The sequence below is a fragment of the Mesorhizobium sp. WSM4814 genome (genome assembly GCF_055811595.1).
In genome coordinates this window covers 64,997-82,231 of sequence record NZ_JBVVQT010000019.1, presented here as the reverse complement: position 1 = coordinate 82,231, position 17,235 = coordinate 64,997, and the positions used below count along the sequence as shown (strand labels likewise).

At 63.2% G+C, this 17,235-nt stretch carries 19 protein-coding genes; 12 read left to right on the top strand and 7 right to left on the bottom strand.

Annotation, left to right across the window (positions count from 1 at the left end; translation table 11 throughout):
- Positions 1–181: 181 nt before the first annotated feature.
- The gene (locus AC0L2V_RS24325) at positions 182–940 is read right to left on the bottom strand and encodes a pseudouridine synthase (protein WP_473521451.1); all 759 of its coding nucleotides are present in this window, start codon (positions 938–940) and stop codon (positions 182–184) included.
- A 256-nt stretch (positions 941–1,196) separates the two neighbouring features.
- Positions 1,197–1,412, bottom strand: coding sequence for a hypothetical protein (locus AC0L2V_RS24320; protein WP_287222894.1), 216 nt, complete (start codon positions 1,410–1,412; stop codon positions 1,197–1,199).
- A 288-nt stretch (positions 1,413–1,700) separates the two neighbouring features.
- Between AC0L2V_RS24320 and AC0L2V_RS24315 the strand changes: the two genes are divergently transcribed.
- From AC0L2V_RS24315 to AC0L2V_RS24295, 5 genes are all read left to right on the top strand, one after another.
- Positions 1,701–1,964 carry a metal-sensing transcriptional repressor gene (locus AC0L2V_RS24315; protein ID WP_027154260.1) on the top strand — a complete coding sequence of 88 codons (264 nt, stop codon included), beginning with the start codon at positions 1,701–1,703 and terminating at the stop codon, positions 1,962–1,964.
- Position 1,965: 1 nt separating this feature from the next.
- Positions 1,966–2,994 carry a cation diffusion facilitator family transporter gene (locus AC0L2V_RS24310; protein WP_473521415.1) on the top strand — a complete coding sequence of 343 codons (1,029 nt, stop codon included), beginning with the start codon at positions 1,966–1,968 and terminating at the stop codon, positions 2,992–2,994.
- A gap of 39 nt (positions 2,995–3,033) precedes the next feature.
- The gene (locus tag AC0L2V_RS24305; RefSeq protein WP_473521414.1) at positions 3,034–3,210 is read left to right on the top strand and encodes a hypothetical protein; all 177 of its coding nucleotides are present in this window, start codon (positions 3,034–3,036) and stop codon (positions 3,208–3,210) included.
- Between the two features lie 308 nt (positions 3,211–3,518).
- The gene (locus tag AC0L2V_RS24300; RefSeq protein ID WP_473521413.1) at positions 3,519–5,288 is read left to right on the top strand and encodes a cation:proton antiporter domain-containing protein; all 1,770 of its coding nucleotides are present in this window, start codon (positions 3,519–3,521) and stop codon (positions 5,286–5,288) included.
- Between the two features lie 228 nt (positions 5,289–5,516).
- The gene (locus tag AC0L2V_RS24295; protein ID WP_023799084.1) at positions 5,517–5,873 is read left to right on the top strand and encodes a VOC family protein; all 357 of its coding nucleotides are present in this window, start codon (positions 5,517–5,519) and stop codon (positions 5,871–5,873) included.
- Between the two features lie 25 nt (positions 5,874–5,898).
- Here AC0L2V_RS24295 and AC0L2V_RS24290 read toward each other — a convergent pair whose 3' ends face one another.
- Positions 5,899–6,264 (bottom strand): VOC family protein, encoded by a 366-nt coding sequence (locus AC0L2V_RS24290; RefSeq protein WP_473521412.1) that lies wholly within the window; start codon positions 6,262–6,264, stop codon positions 5,899–5,901.
- Between the two features lie 149 nt (positions 6,265–6,413).
- Here AC0L2V_RS24290 and AC0L2V_RS24285 point away from each other — a divergent pair, with 149 nt between their 5' ends.
- Both AC0L2V_RS24285 and AC0L2V_RS24280 read left to right on the top strand, forming a co-directional pair.
- Positions 6,414–6,725 (top strand): hypothetical protein, encoded by a 312-nt coding sequence (locus AC0L2V_RS24285; RefSeq protein WP_023799082.1) that lies wholly within the window; start codon positions 6,414–6,416, stop codon positions 6,723–6,725.
- Positions 6,726–6,735: 10 nt separating this feature from the next.
- Positions 6,736–7,626, top strand: a complete 891-nt coding sequence (locus tag AC0L2V_RS24280) for a sigma-70 family RNA polymerase sigma factor (protein WP_473521411.1) — start codon at positions 6,736–6,738, stop codon at positions 7,624–7,626.
- Between the two features lie 26 nt (positions 7,627–7,652).
- Here the strand turns inward: AC0L2V_RS24280 and AC0L2V_RS24275 are convergent, their stop codons facing one another.
- Positions 7,653–8,750 (bottom strand): AraC family transcriptional regulator, encoded by a 1,098-nt coding sequence (locus AC0L2V_RS24275; protein ID WP_473521410.1) that lies wholly within the window; start codon positions 8,748–8,750, stop codon positions 7,653–7,655.
- A gap of 76 nt (positions 8,751–8,826) precedes the next feature.
- Here AC0L2V_RS24275 and AC0L2V_RS24270 point away from each other — a divergent pair, with 76 nt between their 5' ends.
- Positions 8,827–9,939, top strand: coding sequence for a DUF1330 domain-containing protein (locus AC0L2V_RS24270; RefSeq protein WP_473521409.1), 1,113 nt, complete (start codon positions 8,827–8,829; stop codon positions 9,937–9,939).
- A gap of 56 nt (positions 9,940–9,995) precedes the next feature.
- Here the strand turns inward: AC0L2V_RS24270 and AC0L2V_RS24265 are convergent, their stop codons facing one another.
- Entirely contained in the window at positions 9,996–11,153 is a 1,158-nt protein-coding gene (locus tag AC0L2V_RS24265; RefSeq protein WP_473521408.1) for a sulfite oxidase, read from the bottom strand.
- A gap of 254 nt (positions 11,154–11,407) precedes the next feature.
- Between AC0L2V_RS24265 and AC0L2V_RS24260 the strand changes: the two genes are divergently transcribed.
- The 3 genes from AC0L2V_RS24260 to AC0L2V_RS24250 all read left to right on the top strand — a co-directional run bounded on the left by AC0L2V_RS24260 (position 11,408) and on the right by AC0L2V_RS24250 (position 14,557).
- Positions 11,408–12,040 carry a DUF1326 domain-containing protein gene (locus tag AC0L2V_RS24260; RefSeq protein WP_473510584.1) on the top strand — a complete coding sequence of 211 codons (633 nt, stop codon included), beginning with the start codon at positions 11,408–11,410 and terminating at the stop codon, positions 12,038–12,040.
- 8 nt (positions 12,041–12,048) lie between these two features.
- Complete coding sequence (locus AC0L2V_RS24255; RefSeq protein ID WP_473521407.1) at positions 12,049–12,948, top strand: DUF2182 domain-containing protein; 900 nt, start codon at positions 12,049–12,051, stop codon at positions 12,946–12,948.
- A gap of 91 nt (positions 12,949–13,039) precedes the next feature.
- Complete coding sequence (locus tag AC0L2V_RS24250) at positions 13,040–14,557, top strand: FAD-dependent oxidoreductase (RefSeq protein ID WP_473521406.1); 1,518 nt, start codon at positions 13,040–13,042, stop codon at positions 14,555–14,557.
- A gap of 96 nt (positions 14,558–14,653) precedes the next feature.
- On the opposite strand, the gene dinB is transcribed toward AC0L2V_RS24250, so the two are convergent.
- Together dinB and AC0L2V_RS24240 are read right to left on the bottom strand one after the other, a co-directional pair.
- Entirely contained in the window at positions 14,654–15,895 is a 1,242-nt protein-coding gene (dinB, locus tag AC0L2V_RS24245) for a DNA polymerase IV (protein WP_473521405.1), read from the bottom strand.
- Positions 15,896–16,224: 329 nt separating this feature from the next.
- The gene (locus AC0L2V_RS24240; RefSeq protein ID WP_473521404.1) at positions 16,225–16,593 is read right to left on the bottom strand and encodes a hypothetical protein; all 369 of its coding nucleotides are present in this window, start codon (positions 16,591–16,593) and stop codon (positions 16,225–16,227) included.
- 193 nt (positions 16,594–16,786) lie between these two features.
- On the opposite strand from AC0L2V_RS24240, the gene AC0L2V_RS24235 reads away from it, so the two are divergent.
- The gene (locus AC0L2V_RS24235; protein WP_023799072.1) at positions 16,787–17,089 is read left to right on the top strand and encodes a hypothetical protein; all 303 of its coding nucleotides are present in this window, start codon (positions 16,787–16,789) and stop codon (positions 17,087–17,089) included.
- The last annotated feature ends 146 nt before the right edge of the window (positions 17,090–17,235 follow it).

Sequence of the window (17,235 nt, the reverse complement as noted above, 5' to 3'; positions counted from 1 at the left end):
GCGCGCGTCCCTTTCCCTTCTCCTTGTGGGAGAAGGTGGCCTCGCGAAGCGAGGTCGGATGGGGGGTGTTCCAGCTTGGCGCCGACGGCGATCCTTCCAGCACCCCTCAACCGTCTTGGCGCTACGCGCCAATCCACCTTCTCCCACAAGGGGAGAAGGGAGCGCGCTTCGGCGCCTTCGCTCAGGCCGCAAACAGCGCCAGTTCTTCGGCCGTGAGGTGGCGGGCCTTGCCCTTGGCGAGGTCGCCGAGCCGCAAGCGGCCGATCGCCACCCGCACCAGGCGAAGCACCTCGACATCGTGCGCGCCGAGCAGCCGGCGGATGTGGCGGTTGCGGCCCTCGTCGAGGGTGACTTCCAGCCAGGCGGTGCTGGCGCCGCTGCGCAGGATGTCGATCGACCGCGCCGTCAAATCTTCGCCATCGACCGTGGCACCGGCGCGCAACCGCGCCAGCAGGGCCGCGTCGGGCAGGGCGCCGATCTGCACATGATAGATCTTGGCGACGTGCGAAGCGGGGTCGAGCAGGCGCTGGGCGAAGCGGGTGTCGTTGGTCATCAAGAGCAGACCTTCGCTGGCCTTGTCGAGGCGGCCGACCGGCGACACGAAGGGCAGGTCGAGTTCTGCCAGGCAGTCGTAGACGGTGCCGCGGTCCTGCGGGTCGTCGCGGGTGGTGACCAGGCCGCGCGGCTTGTTGATCATCAGATAGACCTTGCGCTCGGCGACGACGCGGCTGCCGTCGACCTCGATCCGATCGCGGCCGGGATCGACGCGCAGCGAGCCGTTGCGCACGATTTTGCCGGCGACCCGGACGCGCCCTTCGGCGACCAGAATTTCCGCCTGCTTGCGCGAGCACAGCCCAAGTTTTGACAGGGCACGACAAAGGCTGACGCTGGGGGAACTGACGCCTGGGTTGGGCCGGCCGGCGTTCGGCCGTGGCGCCATGGTTTTGCGTGATCGTTCCGGCAAGTCAGGTCTTTCCCGCCACCTGAGGTGAATATTTGCTAACAGAAAGCCGCCGGGGTGGATATCTGGATTTCTCGATAGGAGTATCCGGACGTGTGAGCTGCGGCCCTCCGTTGCGACAGGTCGCCTCCGGACATCATGGCAAAGTTGGCAGGACAGAGGGGGGCGCCGTAGAGCGCCAACATTTCGAGCCTCGCACGCGCCCCGACGCTGATCGCCGGGGACGCCACGATCGTCAGTTTGCCCTGGGCTCGTCCTCGACAACGAAAGATGCGGCAATCAGGTCGTCGGCATCGATCCGCAGGGAGCCTTCACCTGCTCCCATGACAGCGGCTACCTTCTGAAAAATCTTGATCTCGTGCTCGGTAATCCGGGCGCTCCGCATCCTGGCTTTGAGATCAGCGATGCGCAGCCCCAATGTGTGGGACGTTCCAATTTCACGGTTCGACATGACAACATGCTCCTCCCCGACCCATGCTTTTTGCCTCCCCACCGCTATTCGCCCGTCGCCTATCATGCTTGCCCAAAAACAAGGCATCGCGAATACAGCGCCCCGAACGCTGGTGCGAGGGGAAGGTTCCGGCGCAACATGGTCACGAAATAATACGGGCCGCCGCCACCGGCGGGTTACCCGCAGGAGGTGGCTGGCCGTCATTCTTCGATTTGTGACGGACTCGCCGGCAAAGTGAGCTCAAAAGAAGATTTGACTGGATCCTCCCGGGGAGGATACAAAACAGGCATGTCCGAAGGCATCCATCGTTCGCATCCGGCTATCGTGAAGCGTCTGAAGCGCGCGCAAGGCCATCTTGCGGCGGTGCTGTCGATGTTCGAGGCGCATCGTCCTTGCGTTGACCTGGCGCAGCAGCTCCACGCCGTGGAGAGCGCCATCAGCAGTGCAAAGCGCGAACTGATCCACGATCATATCGAGCATTGCCTGACGGACACCGCGGAAGCCGGCGGCAACTCGCTGGCGGAACTCAAGCAACTGGCGAAATATTTGTGAAATGCCTGTGCTCGGCGCGCGCATCCTCGACTGGTTCGGGTTCGGGCCGCGCGATCACGCCGCGCATGGTCATGGCCATCACGATCATGTGAGCGGGTCGCATAGCCACGGGGTCATCGATGCGACCATTGCCACGACCGACCGCGGCATATGGGCGATAAAATGGTCGTTCGTCATCCTGGCAATCACCGCGGCGATGCAGATGGTCGTGGTCGCGCTGTCGGGCAGCGTGGCGCTGCTGGCCGACACGGTCCACAACATCGGTGACGCCACCACCGCCATTCCGCTGTGGATCGCCTTCCTGCTGGCCCGGCGCAAGCCGTCGCCGACCTTCACCTACGGCCTGGGCCGGGTCGAGGACCTGGCCGGCATGATCATCGTCGGGATCATCCTGTTCAGCGCCATCGTCGCCGGTTACCAGGCCATCGACCGTTTGATCAATCCACGCGTGGTGACGCATCTGGGCTGGCTGGCGGCGGCGGGCATTGTCGGCTTTCTCGGCAATGAGGCCGTCGCGGTGTTCCGCATCCGCGTCGGCCGCGAAATCAACAGCGCCGCACTGATTGCCGACGGCTACCACGCCCGCACCGACGGCCTGACCAGCCTTGCCGTGGTCCTCGGAGCGTTCGGCGTCTGGCTCGGTTTTGCGCTGGCTGACCCGATTGTCGGCCTGCTCATCACGCTTGCCATCTTCGGCATCGTCTGGCAGTCGGCGCGCTCGGTGCTGACCCGCATGCTCGATGGTATAGATCCTGAAGTCATCGGCGACATCGACCATGCCGCCGCGCATGTGCCGCAGGCGCGCATTGTCGATGCCAAGGCGCGGTGGATCGGTCACAGGCTGCACGCCGACATTGCCATCGCCGTCGAAGAAAGCCTGCCGGTCAGCGAAGCGCAGAAGATCACCGCAGCTCTGGAACACGAGTTGTTCGAGCACATGCCGGCGCTTGCGGCGGCGAATATAAGATTGGCGAACGCGGATGCCGATCACCGCCACGGACATGGCCACGGCGAGCACGACGGCCACTAACGGTCGCTCCGACCGACTCGCTTTTGTTATCCTCAGCTGATGTTCCAAATTCTTGTCGAGTTGCAACGAACGATCTATCTGGCGGTCGGCGAGCAGATCAAACTGCTCTCGGCGGGAGGCGACTGGCTGGCGTTCATGGGCTTCCTGCCGATGGGCGTCGTCTTCGGGGCTGCGCAACGGCCACTCAATGCCGCTTCCGGGGATGAGGCAGAGTAGTATTGGGAAAGCCAAGCGGCGGAAATACTGCGCGACAGGTTTGAGGATTCCGCAGCCACGGCGCATCAGGTGAACGGCACCCAAGCCGCGACGTGACGCCTCCAACCTCTGTGCCGTTCGCCGGTATCTTGCGGACGACGCAAGCACTTGTCCAACCGTTGCAGAACTCCAGTTCGCCATTGGCGGGATCTGCTGCGCGAAAGGTGTTGAGACCGCCGCGTCTTAGTCCATTATCCCGGGTCCACTATTTCTTGCTCGTGCAACGCTTGACCCGAGCGCCAAACGTGGCCGGAAACCGGATTGGGAAGATGCCTCAGGCGCCACTTATCGCAACCCTTGTCGCCGGTCTCGGGCTCGCCTTCATCCTCGGCACGTTGGCGAACCGACTTCGCCTGTCACCATTGGTCGGCTACCTCGTGGCTGGTGTCTTGATTGGCCCGTTCACGCCCGGCTTCGTTGCCGACCAGGCGCTGGCGCGCCAACTCGCCGAGCTCGGCGTGATCCTGCTGATGTTTGGCATAGGGCTGCATTTTTCGCTGAACGATCTGCTGTCGGCAAGAAAGATCGCGATTCCCGGCGCTATCGGTCAAATGGCTCTGGTGACCATGCTCGGGCTCCTCGTGACGCAGGCGATCGGCTGGCCGATCGGAGCCGGAGTGGTGTTTGGGCTGGCCCTGTCGGTTGCAAGCACAGTCGTGGTCCTACGGGCGCTGCAGGAAATGCGGCAGCTCGAAACCGATGGCGGACGCATCGCAGTCGGCTGGCTGGTCGTAGAGGACCTCGCCATGATCCTCGCGCTCGTGCTGTTGCCGGCCTTCGCAGGCGTGCTCGGTGGCAATTTCGACGGGGCAAACCTTAACGGCAATGACCTGTTCACATTGTTTGAGCCGCAGACCATCTGGAGCGCGCTCGGGCTGACGCTGGGCAAATTGGCGGCTTTCTTCGCCATCATGGTTGTCGTCGGGCGACGTGTCATTCCGCCGATCCTTCACTACGTTGCTCACACTGGCTCGCGAGAGCTTTTCCGTTTGGCCGTGCTGGCGATCGCCCTTGGTGTCGCTTTCGGGGCAGCCGAGCTGTTCGGCGTCTCGTTTGCTCTTGGCGCGTTTTTCGCAGGAATGATCCTTGCCGAATCCCAGTTGAGCCAAAGGGCCGCTCAGGAAACACTGCCGCTGCGCGACGCATTTGCCGTGCTTTTCTTCGTCTCGGTCGGCATGCTGTTCAACCCGATGATCCTGGTCGAGCAGCCGCTGCTCGTCGGCGTGACATTTTTGATCATCGTCATCGGCAATGCCACGGCCGCATCGGCCATCGCATTGATGTTCGGCTATCCGTCCCACGTGGCCCTGACACTCGGCCTGAGCCTGGCGCAAATCGGCGAGTTCTCCTTCATCCTGGCGGGACTGGGTGTCGACCTCGCGCTTCTTCCAGAGGCGGGACGTGACCTGGTGCTTGCCGGAGCCATCCTTTCGATCCTCGTCAACCCGCTGCTGTTTGTGGCGTTGGATCGGCTGACGCCGTGGCTGAAAGCACGAGAGCGAACCATTGCCACGCAAGAAGGCAAAGCCGAACCGCCCGAACTCGCGGCTACCAGCCTGACAGACCACGCGGTGCTTGTCGGCCATGGACGGGTCGGAAGCCTGGTCGCGGAGACGTTGCATAAGGCAAGGCAGCCGTACCTGGTGATCGAGGAACGGCAAGTGATAATAGAACAGCTGCGTGCCCGCGGCGTTGATGTCATTGCGGGAAATGCCGCCCAGCCGGGCCTGCTTGAGGCGGCCAACGTTGCCTCAGCCCGGTGGTTGATCAGCGCCATTCCCAATCCGTTCGAGAGCGGCAATCTCATCGAGCAAGCCCATGCCATCAATCCAAGGCTCGAGATCATCGCCCGTGCGCATTCCGATGCCGAAGTGGATTACCTGAAGAAGTTCGGCGCCGACCTGATCATCATGGGCGAGCGGGAGATCGCACGCGGCATCTCGGATCACATTCTGAGCCGGATCGATGCCCCAGCCGCCCCGGTCGCCGACCAGAGCCAAAACGCGCGCCAGGTCGACCCAAAGCCGATGGCCGGGTAATGGCGGCAGCTGCGCCAACAGCATCTCCAGCTTCTTCCGCTGATAGCGTGAGGTCTGGCAGGCGTCGGTCTTTGAAGCAATGCCGGTTTCCGGCACCTGCAATCACGGCCGGCCGACCTATATCCAACTGAAGCTTGCCGATATCGAGCGGCTGTGTCGACGGCGGAAACGTCGTTTGCAACGGCAATAGCTTGTTTGTTCGCATCACTTTCAGGGAGATAAGGAGCCATGATTTCCGGCGCACACATGATCATCTACAGCACGGATGCCGAGGCAGACCGCGCATTTTTTCGCAATGTCCTACGTTTTCCAGCAGTCGATGCTGGCGAAGGCTGGTTGATCTTCGCATTGCCGCCGGCCGAGATTGCCGTTCACCCGGCCGCCGAAGTCGACAGCCACGAGGTCTATCTCATGTGCGAAGACATCAATGCCACGATCCAAGAGCTGAAATCGCACGATGTTGAATGCACTTCGGTCACCGATGAAGGCTGGGGCCTGCTCACGCATGTCTCGCTTCCCAGTGGCGGCTCGCTTGGCCTTTACCAGCCGAGGCATGCTTTGGCGCACAAAGCCGGGGCTGCTTAAGTGGCCGCTCTCCGGCTGCACCCGCTTATTGGCTGCCGATCACCATGCGGTTGCCCTCGCTGTCGCGAAATTCCGCCACCGTGCGGCCTGGCTGCCAGGGCGCCTCCTGCGGTTCGCTGATGATCTCGACGCCGCCCGCCTTCAACGCCGCGATCGTCGCCTCGACATCGTTGTCGACCAGCACCAGCACCGGCTCCGCGCCTGGCGTGTCGTCGGCGCGCCTCACGAAATGCAGGTTCGTCACGGCGTCGGGAAATTTCAGCTCGATCCAGCGCCAGCCGCTATCGCCCATCTTCTCGTCGGCCGTCACCTTGCAGGCGAAATGCCTGGTGTAGAACGCCTTGGCGCGGTCCTGGTCGAATACCGGCAGTTCGGCAAACTGGATGTGCATGGTCGTCGCTCCCTGCTCCTCGATGGCTGCTGCCTAGCCGTCCGCAGGTGGAAGTCGATCCGGGCGGCCGAAAAAATTTATAGCGTGCGAGAATCTTTTCGGGAACGCGAAACGTCTTCTGCTCAGACCAACCATTCAGGAGACGAACCATGGGCTACAAACTCATTCGCTACAGCGTGAAAGACACCGGGCTGGAAGAGAACCGCGCGCTGGTGGCAAAAGTGTTCGAGACGCTGGATGAAACGGCGCCGCAGAGCGTGCGCTATCTCGTGCTCGAACTCGACGACGGCGAGTTCGTCCATGTCGTCGGCGAGGGAAATGACACATCCGCGCTGACCGGGCTTGCGGCCTTCGAGGCGTTCACGCAAAACCATGCGGAACGGCGCTCGACGCCGGTCAAGCGGTCGCCTGCCAAAATCATCGGCAACTACCGTGTGCTTGAGGAGAGCAAGGCCGGATAGAATGGACGCCATGATCCAACCGAAATTCGATCGGCCTGCGCTTGAGGCGATGCTCTCCGGGTTCCGCCCAAAACTGCACCGCTACTGCGCCCGCATGGCCGGCTCGGTGATCGACGGCGAAGACATCGTGCAGGAGACGCTGATCAAGGCGCTGCAGGCGGTCGACGGCAGCATGACCGTCGAGCGGCCCGAGCAATGGCTGTTTCGTATCGCCCATAATGCCGCGCAGGACCATCTGCGCCGGCGCCATCGGGAAAGGTCGCGCATGACCGAGACCGACATGACCACGATCGAGGATCCTTCCGGCAGCGCCGACTCAAGGCTCGCCGCGGCGGCCGGCCTGCGCAGCTTCATGCAGCTCTCGGTGGCGCAGCGCAGCGCCGTGATCCTGGTCGACGTGCTCGGCCTTTCGCTGCATGAGACCTGCGAGGTGACCGGCGCGACGCTGGCCGCCACCAAGGCGGCGCTGCATCGCGGGCGGGCGCAGCTGCGCCTGCTGGCGTCGCAGCCTGAGCACGTCGTCGCACCCAAGCTCGACGCCGATGACGAGCGACGGCTGCGCCGCTATGTCGATCTGTTCAACGCGCGCGATTTCCACGCGGTCAGGGCGCTGATCGCCGAGGATGTCCAGCTCGAATTGGTCAGCCGGCTCCGCATGCGCGGCAAGGCTGAAGTGTCGACCTATTTCGGCAATTACGAGCGCATCAGCGACTGGGCGCTGTCGCTGGGTTTTGTCGACGGCCGGCCGGCGATCCTGATCCGCAACCCGCAGGAGCCGGACGGCGCGGTGCGCGGCTTCATGCTGGTCGAATGGCGGGAGGAGCGGGTCGTCCAGATCCGCGATTTTCGTTATGCGCCCTGGTGCCTGATCGATGCCGAGATCAGCACGATGGAGGGGTAGGGGGAGGGTCGGCCTCCGGCCGCCCGCTATCCGCGCCGGCCGTCGCGCCAGCCAGCCGGCGAGACGCCCGCGAGCTTCTTGAAGCTCCGGCTGAAGGCCGCTTCGGACTCGTAGCCGACATCACGCCCGACCGCCGAGACTTTGGCCAGCCCATCAGTGAGCAGTCGTGCGGCCAGTTGCACGCGCCATCGCGTGAGATACTGCATCGGTGGGCAGCCGACGAGACGCGTGAAGCGGGCCGCGAGGACGGACCGCGAGACGCCGGTTTCGCGTGCGAGTTCTTCAATTGTCCAGCCACGCGCCGGATTCTCGTGGACAAGCGCAACAGCCCGGCCGACGGCGGGGTCGCGCAAGCCGGCCAGCCAGCCGGTCTGCTCCGGCGGCAGTGCCTCAAGATAGCGGCGAACGACCTCAACGAACATCAACTCGCTGAGGCGCAGGCGGATGCATTCAGCGCCTGGCCGTTGAACGGACACCTCTGCCAGCGTTAGCTCGATCAGCCGGTCGAGCAGATCGCTCGGTGCGCCGGCCGCGCGCCGGATGCGTATCAGCGGAGGCAGGGCCCCGAGCAGAGGATTGAACGGCCGTGCATCGCAGCCAAGGAAACCGCAGACATATCTGGTCAGGAGGAGGCCGTCGCCACCTTCGTTGATCACGAAGGGCAGTTGTCCGGCCGCCATGGCGCGAAAGAAATCGAGCGAATCTTCCGGGCTCAAACCTGATCGCACTCCGGGCGCACTGCACATCGCGTACGAATCCTCATGCGGGATCACAAGTATGTCGCCTTCGGCAAACTCCATCGGCGGATCGTCACCGATGCTGACCGAGCCCGATCCTTGGGTGATGATGTGGTAGGAAATCACATGTTGGGCGCGCGGCAGGATAAGATGCGCAAATGAACCCGCCCGCGGCACTTCCACGCTCCAGGGCGAAGAGGCATCGACCCAGAAGAAAAGCGCGCCGGTGAGCTTTACCACGCGCAGCACATCCGAAAGCACATCCTTGTCCGGCGCGGCCGAAGGTGCGGCGTCGGCAACGATCTCTTCCGGTGGCCGCCCAGGCGATCGCGCCAGAACGGACGCTGCAGCAAGCGATTGAGACGCTGGGTCATGGAGCGTGCCCATGGCCAAGTCTACTATGCGCCGAACAGTATATCCACCGCGCATCCCGTGGAGTCCATGCGATCAACGGAGGTCGGCCATGTCTACCTATTGCTTCTTCGACGTGCGTGAAATCACCGACCAGGCCAAGGTCGAGCAGTATCTGGCAGGGGTCTTTGCAACGGTTGAACAGTATGGAGGGCGCTATCTGGTGCTGGGCGGGAAATCCGACCTTGTCGAAGGAGACTGGCAGCCGGTCTATCCGGTCATCGTCGAATTTGCCGACGGCGAGCATGCCCGGCGCTGGTATTCATCGCCCGAATACGAGCCGCTGAAGGCGCTACGCGTCGCCGGAACCCGATCCAACGCAGTGTTCCTTGAAGGTGCAACGCCGGGATTGGAGCAAGCGGCGGCCCAGACCCGCCGGGGCAAGACATCGAAAACTCCGGCTGAAATCTACGACTCACTGTTCGTTCCAGCGCTGTTCCGACAATGGGGGCCTATCGTCGCCGCCGAGGCTCGAATAGGGAGGGGCGACTGCGTCATCGACATTGCCTGCGGTACGGGTGTGCTGGCGCTCGCGGCCCTCGACCGCGTTGGCGCGGAGGGCAAGGTGGTCGGGCTTGATCCCAATCCCGATATGCTTTGCGTTGCCCGCCGCAAAAGCACTCGCATCGATTGGCGAGAAGGGCGCGCCGAGCAGATCCCTTTCCCGGATGAAAGCTTCGACGCCGCGGTCAGCCAGTTCGGCCTGATGTTCTTCGACGATCGAGCAGCCGGACTGCGGGAAATGATGCGCGTGCTTAAGTCCGGCGGCCGGCTCGCCGTCGCGGTCTGCGGACCGCTCGACCAGTCGCCCGGCTATGCCGCAGTGGCGGATATGCTTGAACGGCTGTTTGGAGCCGACGTTGCGAACGCGTTCCGCGCGCCCTTCGTACTCGGCGATGCGGAGTTACTGCGCTCGCTCTGCGCGAAGGCAGGCATAGAGCGTGCCGAGGTGAAGCGGCACCGCGGAACGGTCCGTTTTGCCTCGATCGAGTCGCTGATCTCGACTGAAAGAGCCTGCATCTGGACGTTGGGCGGGCTTTTGGACAACGAGCAGTTCAAGCGGCTCCTGGAGGAGGCCGAGCGGGCACTTATGCCTTACGTGACAGCAGCCGGCGCCGTCGCTTTCGACATGCCGGCGCTCGTCATCACGGCATCCAGGGACTGACGCTGGCGACCAGTCTGCGATCAGGCGCTGCCTGCTTCACCTTCCCGCAAAGTCTATCAAGCGACACGCACGCGGCGCGTCACCTGGCCATTGCTTTCCCAGTATGTGTGTTTCTTGGCAATCACGGGATCGTCCATTGCCGGTTGAACCTGTCCCGTGGTGCTGACCGCGCGCGAGGTCACCGTGTGTTCTCCAGGCGACGGATTTGGCCAATCCAGGGACCAGATCTTCCAGGCGTGTTCGGCCTCCTCGCTGCGGTCGATGGTCGCCGGTGCCCATGGCGCTTGATCGATTTGCACTTCGACCCGATCGATCGGTGCCCCCCAGGCTGCCCCAATGATGCGGTAGTCCGAATCCTTGCGGGTGACCTTCGCGGGCGCGGACTTGATCAGCGCTCGTCCGACTGAGTCCTCGGTCCACACGGTCTCACCATTGCGCTCTTCCTCCCGGATGGTGACATAGTCACGCGCCATCAGAAGGCTCATGAAGCGGGTGTCGCGCACCTCGATGCGCTCCAGCCACTTGACGTTGGCGATGCCGTACCAGCCCGGAGCAATCAGCCGCAGCGGAAAACCATTGGCCGCCGGCAAGGCGGCTCCGTTCATTTCATAGCAGAGCAGATTGTCTGGGTTCGTCGCTTCGGCAAGCGACATGCTGCGCGCGAAGTTCTGCTGCATCTTGACGTCGCGGATGGCGACCTCGCCGGTGTCAGTGCCGAAAAAGACCACCTCGATGCCATCTTCCAGAACGCCGGCTTCCTCGAGGATCGGGGCGAGCGGCGTCCCTGCCCAGCGGGCATTGCCGATGCCGCCGGTGAAAAACGGAAAACCGTGGTTGCCCGAGCATTCTACTGTGAAAACGACCTCCTGGCGCGGCCGCGCCTTGATGTCGGCGAGAGTCAGTTTCAAGGGCTTCTTGACCAGGCCGCCGATCTCCATCGACCACGTCTTCTCGTCGATCGTTGGTCGATTGAAATGCGAGATGCTGAAGAACTTGTCGTTCGGCGTTATCCAGCTATCCAGATCCTCCCAGACAAGCTGCTTCTGGATCCCGACCGGATCGGGATTTTCGGTCGGCTGGTCCAGCCACCGAACAACCTCCTCGCTCGGCCGTGTTGGAAAAGCGTAAGCCCGACGCGAGGTATAGAGAGCAGCAATTGCGGCGAGGGCAGCACTTCCCTGAACAAGAAGTTCTCTGCGTTGAAGATCAGGCATGTTGTTTCCTCCCAGTTGATCCGGAAACAGGCTGCAGGTGCCTTAGGCCGCAGCCTGAACACGGATAGGCGCAATGAACGTTTGCCCCACCCGGAGATTATCCGGACAGGTCAACAATCAGCGGCGCATCTCAAACATGTGAAGCCTTGGACGAAACTCTCGCTTGGGTTTCGCCTTTTTGAGGGTGCGCCTTTGAGAGGGAAGAGTCCAGGTGTATGATGATGGTCTAATATTTCGAGATGAGGGAGGACAGTATGACGTCTTGGGAAATCAAGGGACGCGAACTTGTCAATTGCACCTGCGAATATGGCTGCAACTGTCAATTCAATGCGCTGCCCGACAAGGGCCATTGCCATGCCGTGGCCGGCATCCAGATCGATGAAGGTCATCATGGCGAGACCGTTCTCGACGGCCTGCGCATCGCCGCGATCTTCAAATGGCCCGGGGCGATCCACGAGGGCAACGGCGAAGCCATCGCTTTCGTCGACGAGAAGGCAACCGAGCGGCAGCGTAACGCGCTGCTGCGCATCATGACCGGCCAGGACACCGACCCGTTCGCGACGATGTTCGCCGTCTACGCCTCGACCGTGACAAAAATGAACGAGCCGGTCTTCACCAGGATCGATCTCGACCTCGATGTCGACGGCCGCAGGGGCCGCATCTTCGTCAAGGACTACATCGAAACGGTCGGCGAACCGATCCGCAACAAGGTGACGGGCGCGGACTCGCGCGCCCAGATCGTGTTGCCGAACGGCTTCGAATATGCGGTCGCCGAGATCGGCAGCGCTTCGAGCACAACCAGCGGGCCGGTTCAGGTGACCACCAAGGACAGTTACGGCCAGTTCGCGCGGCTGCATCTCAACAATCACGGGGTGGTGCGGGCCTGACGCGGCGCATGAACGGCGGGTCGCCACTGGAACGGCTGCTCAGACGCGACCGCGTCATCACGATTGCGGGCGTGGTGGCGCTGTGCCTGCTGGCCTGGCTTTACATCGCCGCCGGCGCAGGGATTGGCATGAATGCGTGGGAGATGTCGAGGCTCGCGTTATTCCCCCACCTGCAAACTCCGAACATGACATCCGATATGACCTCTGACATGCCCGGCATGGACATGTCTGGCATGGATATGTCCGGCATGGACATGAGCGCGATGGCGACGGAATCGCGGGTCTGGGGGGCCGCGAACTGGGCGCTGATGATCGCCATGTGGTGGGTCATGATGATCGCCATGATGTCGCCGAGTGCGGCGCCGACCATCCTGCTCTATGCGCGCGTGCATCGCCATGCGCTGGCACAGGGTCAGATCCAGGACAAGCTCGCGCCGACCGGCGTGTTCATGGCAGGCTACCTCCTGGTCTGGCTGGGGTTCTCCGTCGCCGCAACCGCGTTGCATTGGCTGCTCGAACGCGAAGCCTTCGTTTCCGCGACGATGATGAGTTCGCAAAGCCGCTGGCTTTCAGCCATCGTCCTGATCGGCGCGGGGATCTATCAGCTCTCGCCCTTCAAGAACGCCTGCCTGTCGCATTGCCGGGCACCGACGGCGTTCCTTGCCCGCCACTGGCGTCCCCACGCCCTTGGCGCGCTGCGTCTGGGCGCATTGCACCGAGCGTTTTGTGTCGGATGCTGCTGGATGCTGATGGCGCTGTTGTTCGTGGGTGGCATCATGAACCTGGTGTGGATTGCCGCGCTCGCCATTCTGGTGCTGGTTGAAAAGGCGTTTCCTGCCGGCCAGTGGGTTGGCCGGGCAGCTGGCATCGCCCTGATCGCTTGGGGCAGCGCAACGCTTTTGGTCTGATGCCAAGCTGCCTCTGTCGGCATTCAAAGGCGTCGAGGAACTTTGAATCCTCGCATCCGTTACCGAATATCGTGGATGGGAGGCTCCGCCGATGAATGTCAGCGATGAAAGGACTGTATCGCTCTGGGCGGCGACCGAAGTCGTGCCCGATGCGGTGCCGCTCGGGCAAAGCGAACAGGTCGATGTCGTGGTCGTCGGGTCTGGGATTGCCGGACTTTCGGTCGCCTACGAACTGGCCGTCGCCGGGCAAAAGGTGGCTGTCCTCGATCGCGGCCGGATCGGAAGCGGCATGACGGCTCGCACCACTGCGCACCTGTCATCTGTCTGCGACGACTATTTTTCGGAGCTGACCAAATTGCGCGGCGAGGACCTGGCGCGGATTTTTTACCAAAGCCAATCGGCCGCTATCGACCGTATCCAATCCATCCGGGAGACCGAGCGTATCGCTTGCGATTTCCGGCGCCTTGATGGCTTTCTCTTTCCGGCTTCCGGCAGCCAGGAATCCGATATCACGCGCGAACTGGACGCCGCTCTGAAGATCGGTGTCGAGGTCGAGAAGACCAGGGGCGTGCCATTTGCAGGCTTTTCGGATGTGCAGGCCCTTCGATACGCCAATCAGGCGACCTTCCACCCGCTCAAATATCTCCGCGGGCTGGCCGCGGCCATCCGCGCGCACGGCGGCGTGCTTTATGCTGATACTATCGTCGAAAAGGTCGAGGAGACTGATGGCGGCGTGCGTGTAACCACGGTTTCGGGCTTTACCGTGTCTGCCAGATCGGCCGTTGTCGCCACCAACTCGCCGATCAACGATCGGGTCGCGCTTCACACCAAGCAAGCGCCCTATCGAACCTACGCGATGTCGTTCGAGATCGCGCGCGATACCACACCGGATGCGCTGTATTGGGATACTGAAGACCCTTATCACTACGTTCGGCTTCAGCCTGGCGACGGTCGGACCGACTTCCTGATCGTCGGAGGTGAAGACCACAAGACAGGACAGGCCGATGATGCCGGTGACCGTTTCGCGGCCCTGACGGCCTGGACCAAAAGGCTGGTGCCCGATGTCGGCGTGGAAATCAACCGGTGGTCCGGGCAGGTGATGGAGACCGTCGATTATGCGGGGTTCATCGGCCGCAATCCTGGCGACAGCCGCGTCTTTGTGGCGACCGGGGATTCCGGCCAGGGCATTACCCATGGCGTTGTCGCCGGCCTGTTGATTTCAGACCTGATTCTGAAGGAGGAAAGTCCCTGGCGCGAACTCTACGAGCCGTCGCGCAAGACGGCAGGCGCGATCGGCGATTACCTGTCGGAGAATGCGACGGCGATCAAGAGTTTTGCCGAATATATCGCGCCTGGCGAGATCGATTCCGTCGATAAGCTGCGACCGGGAGAAGGTGCCATCGTCCGCGAAGGGCTCAGCAAGATCGCCGCATTTCGCGATGACGACGGCACGCTCTACAAGCGCTCGGCCGCATGCACGCATGTCGGCTGCCACGTCCACTGGAACTCGCTCGAGCGCTGCTGGGACTGCCCCTGCCACGGCTCGCATTTTGCAATCGATGGCACGGCCTTGAACGGACCGGCGGTGGCGCCGCTGGGAAGCGAGTAGGGCAGTCGGCAGTAGGCAGTGGGCAGTGGGCAGTGGTGAGGAAGCCATTCCAGGGGCCATTCCCCTACTCCCCTGTTGCCTACTGCCTTCCCTTACTTACAATTCCTTCTCGGCCAGCTCGCGAAACGCGTCGGGAACCGATCGCGACTGCCCGAGCGCGACCGATGCGTAGCCGACCGCCTCCCAGCCAAAACGGTCGCGGATCTTGTCGATGGCGCGGTCGGCGGTCCAGCGTGCCGCGCCTTTCCTGGTGCCGGGGCGGCGGCGGTCGTCGTCGAGGCCGAGCGGCAGTTCCAGCTGCAGGGCAGGTTGCTTCTCCAGATGCGACACGGCGATCGCCAGCAGCGAGATGGTCTTTTCGTGCGGATGATCGACAAGCACCTTGCGCACCAGCGCCTCGGCAATCTCGGCCAGCATCGCGGTTGCCGAAATCGGCTGGTCGAGCGTGACCGAACGCGTCACCGAGCGCAGATCGGCAAAGCGGACGCGGACCGTCACCGTGCGGCCGGGCCGCGATTTCGCCCGCAGCCTGGTGGCGACCCTGTCGGCCAGATGCAGCAGGGTGGGCATGAAGATTTTTGCCTCGGCCGGCTTCCTGCCGAGCGCCGATTGCGCGCCGGCCGATCGCGCCCGGCGCTGCGTTTCGAGTTTTCGTGGATCGCGGTTCCAGGCCAGCGCGTTGAGCTTTTCGCCCGCCGCCGGCCCGAGCAGGCGCTCCAGCGATTGGGCGTTAAACTTCGCCAGCTCGCCGATGGTGCGCACACCAATGCCGACCAGCCGCTCCCTGGTGACCGGACCGACGCCCCACATCAGTTCGACCGGCAGATCGTGAAGAAACTCCAGCTCGTGGCGCGGATCGACCACCACCAGCCCGTCGGGCTTGGCCACCTGCGAGGCGATCTTGGCCAGGTGCTTGGTGCGCGCCACGCCGACCGAGATCGGTAGCCCGAGCTCCGCCCGCACGCGGCGGCGGATGGTTGTGGCGATCTCGGCAGGCGGGCCGAACAGATGGGTGCAGCCAGCGACGTCGGCAAAGGCCTCGTCGATGGAAATCCGCTCGACCACCGGCGTGAAATCGCCGAGCACTTGAATAGCCGCATTGCCGAGCCGCTGATAATCCTTGAAATGGCCGCCGACGAAAATCAGCCCGGGGCAGAGTTCCCGCGCGCGCCGCCCCGGCATGCCGCCGCGCACGCCAAAAGCCCTGGCCTCGTAGGACGCGGCCAAGACGACGCCGCCGCCGACGGCGATCGGCTTGCCGCGCAGGTCGGGGTCTAGCAACTGTTCGACCGAGGCATAGAAAGCGTCCAGATCAGCGTGGAGGATGTTGGCTTCCATCCGGCCCGTTCGCCCGCGGCGGTTCGAACGCCGCATTGTCTTGAGGGTGGGGTTTTTGTGGAACATAAAGAGAACAAATGGGGCGGATTGTCAAGGAGCGTGGAGGGCAGGTGGAGGGCAATCGCTTCAGGTCTGCGCTGCCCCTCATCGCCCTGCCGGGCACTTCTCCCCGTATAGGGGACGGGGAGAAGGACGCCGTCGCAAAGGATTTCGCCAATCTCCGGCGTTGCAGAAGTGGAGCCGACGCTGCGGCCAGCCCTTCGCCCGTCACTATATACGGGGAGAAGGTGCCGACAGCGGGGAAGCGCCGACGTACCTCAACCTCCAGCTTACGCCGCCTGCCGTGCCCAGAGGCGGTGGCCGTAGCGGCGGAAGAAGCGCGCCAGCAGAAGCTGCTGCCTGGCGCGGGCGAGATCGGCGCCGCGCCTTTCCTGGCGCCAGCGCGGCATATTGCGATAACAGGCAATGAAGCGGGCGGCGTCCTCGAGCGCCTCCTCGGCCGACTGCGCCGGGCGGATCGCCGCCAGGAACAAGGCCTCGCCGAGCTTCAGCCGGTCGACCAGCGCCTTGCGCTGGCCATGGCCGAGGCGCGCCCGGCCTATGCCGTCGCGGCGGATAGCGGCGAAGGCGGCGAGCATCGCCGGGCTGTCGCCGGTATAGCCGCAATCGCGGGCGAACTGGGCGGAGAGGGCGTCCATCTTCGTCTCCTTGGCTGGCGGCGGCGCGACGGAGACCCGGTCCCGTCGCCCATTCATCTGGGATATCGCATGTAAGCATAACTCAAAAAATGGCACAAGTTAAACTTTTGCATGGGTTGAGTGGAACCGACTCGACTCTTCGGGAAAAACCCCTAATGTTGTGAACAAAACAGGAACTGAGGCATCAGGGACGATGGCATTGCCGGGCAAGGAAGCAACGATCGCCGAGGTCGTCTCGATCGCGGTCGAGTGTATCGATTGCGGTCGAAACAGATGGTGGAAGCCGGCCGAGCTGAGGCGATTCGGGGTGACCGCGCAGACGCCGCTGGCGGCGCTGTCGGGGCGGCTTCGCTGCTCGGCCTGTCGCGCCGATGGCCTGCCGGGCGCGGCGGTCTCGATCCAGGCGGCGTTCATCGACGAGCGGCAGCAGCGCCGCGCCGAGGCGCGGATGCTTGGCGAGCGCGAGGTTCCGCTGGAGAGATCCAGGCGGGCTTGATGGCGGCGATTCTTGACCGGCAGGGTTATCGCATGGGAAGCTGAGGCTTTCGCTCTACGATGTACCCCCACCCCTAGCCCCTCCCCACAAGGGGGAGGGAGACTTCCGTTGGTGCTGACCTCGGCAGATTGCCTGACTCGGTGCTA

Coding starts and splice junctions, on each gene's coding strand:
- AC0L2V_RS24280 (WP_473521411.1), top strand. CDS start 6,736: ATGATCCAACCGAAATTCGATCGGCCTGCGCTTGAGGCGATGCTCTCC.
- AC0L2V_RS24300 (WP_473521413.1), top strand. CDS start 3,519: ATGCCTCAGGCGCCACTTATCGCAACCCTTGTCGCCGGTCTCGGGCTC.
- AC0L2V_RS24310 (WP_473521415.1), top strand. CDS start 1,966: ATGCCTGTGCTCGGCGCGCGCATCCTCGACTGGTTCGGGTTCGGGCCG.
- AC0L2V_RS24295 (WP_023799084.1), top strand. CDS start 5,517: ATGATTTCCGGCGCACACATGATCATCTACAGCACGGATGCCGAGGCA.
- AC0L2V_RS24285 (WP_023799082.1), top strand. CDS start 6,414: ATGGGCTACAAACTCATTCGCTACAGCGTGAAAGACACCGGGCTGGAA.
- dinB (WP_473521405.1), bottom strand. CDS start 15,895: ATGGAAGCCAACATCCTCCACGCTGATCTGGACGCTTTCTATGCCTCG.
- AC0L2V_RS24270 (WP_473521409.1), top strand. CDS start 8,827: ATGTCTACCTATTGCTTCTTCGACGTGCGTGAAATCACCGACCAGGCC.
- AC0L2V_RS24290 (WP_473521412.1), bottom strand. CDS start 6,264: ATGCACATCCAGTTTGCCGAACTGCCGGTATTCGACCAGGACCGCGCC.
- AC0L2V_RS24240 (WP_473521404.1), bottom strand. CDS start 16,593: ATGGACGCCCTCTCCGCCCAGTTCGCCCGCGATTGCGGCTATACCGGC.
- AC0L2V_RS24315 (WP_027154260.1), top strand. CDS start 1,701: ATGTCCGAAGGCATCCATCGTTCGCATCCGGCTATCGTGAAGCGTCTG.
- AC0L2V_RS24320 (WP_287222894.1), bottom strand. CDS start 1,412: ATGTCGAACCGTGAAATTGGAACGTCCCACACATTGGGGCTGCGCATC.
- AC0L2V_RS24235 (WP_023799072.1), top strand. CDS start 16,787: ATGGCATTGCCGGGCAAGGAAGCAACGATCGCCGAGGTCGTCTCGATC.
- AC0L2V_RS24250 (WP_473521406.1), top strand. CDS start 13,040: ATGAATGTCAGCGATGAAAGGACTGTATCGCTCTGGGCGGCGACCGAA.
- AC0L2V_RS24265 (WP_473521408.1), bottom strand. CDS start 11,153: ATGCCTGATCTTCAACGCAGAGAACTTCTTGTTCAGGGAAGTGCTGCC.
- AC0L2V_RS24325 (WP_473521451.1), bottom strand. CDS start 940: ATGGCGCCACGGCCGAACGCCGGCCGGCCCAACCCAGGCGTCAGTTCC.
- AC0L2V_RS24260 (WP_473510584.1), top strand. CDS start 11,408: ATGACGTCTTGGGAAATCAAGGGACGCGAACTTGTCAATTGCACCTGC.
- AC0L2V_RS24255 (WP_473521407.1), top strand. CDS start 12,049: ATGAACGGCGGGTCGCCACTGGAACGGCTGCTCAGACGCGACCGCGTC.
- AC0L2V_RS24305 (WP_473521414.1), top strand. CDS start 3,034: ATGTTCCAAATTCTTGTCGAGTTGCAACGAACGATCTATCTGGCGGTC.
- AC0L2V_RS24275 (WP_473521410.1), bottom strand. CDS start 8,750: ATGGGCACGCTCCATGACCCAGCGTCTCAATCGCTTGCTGCAGCGTCC.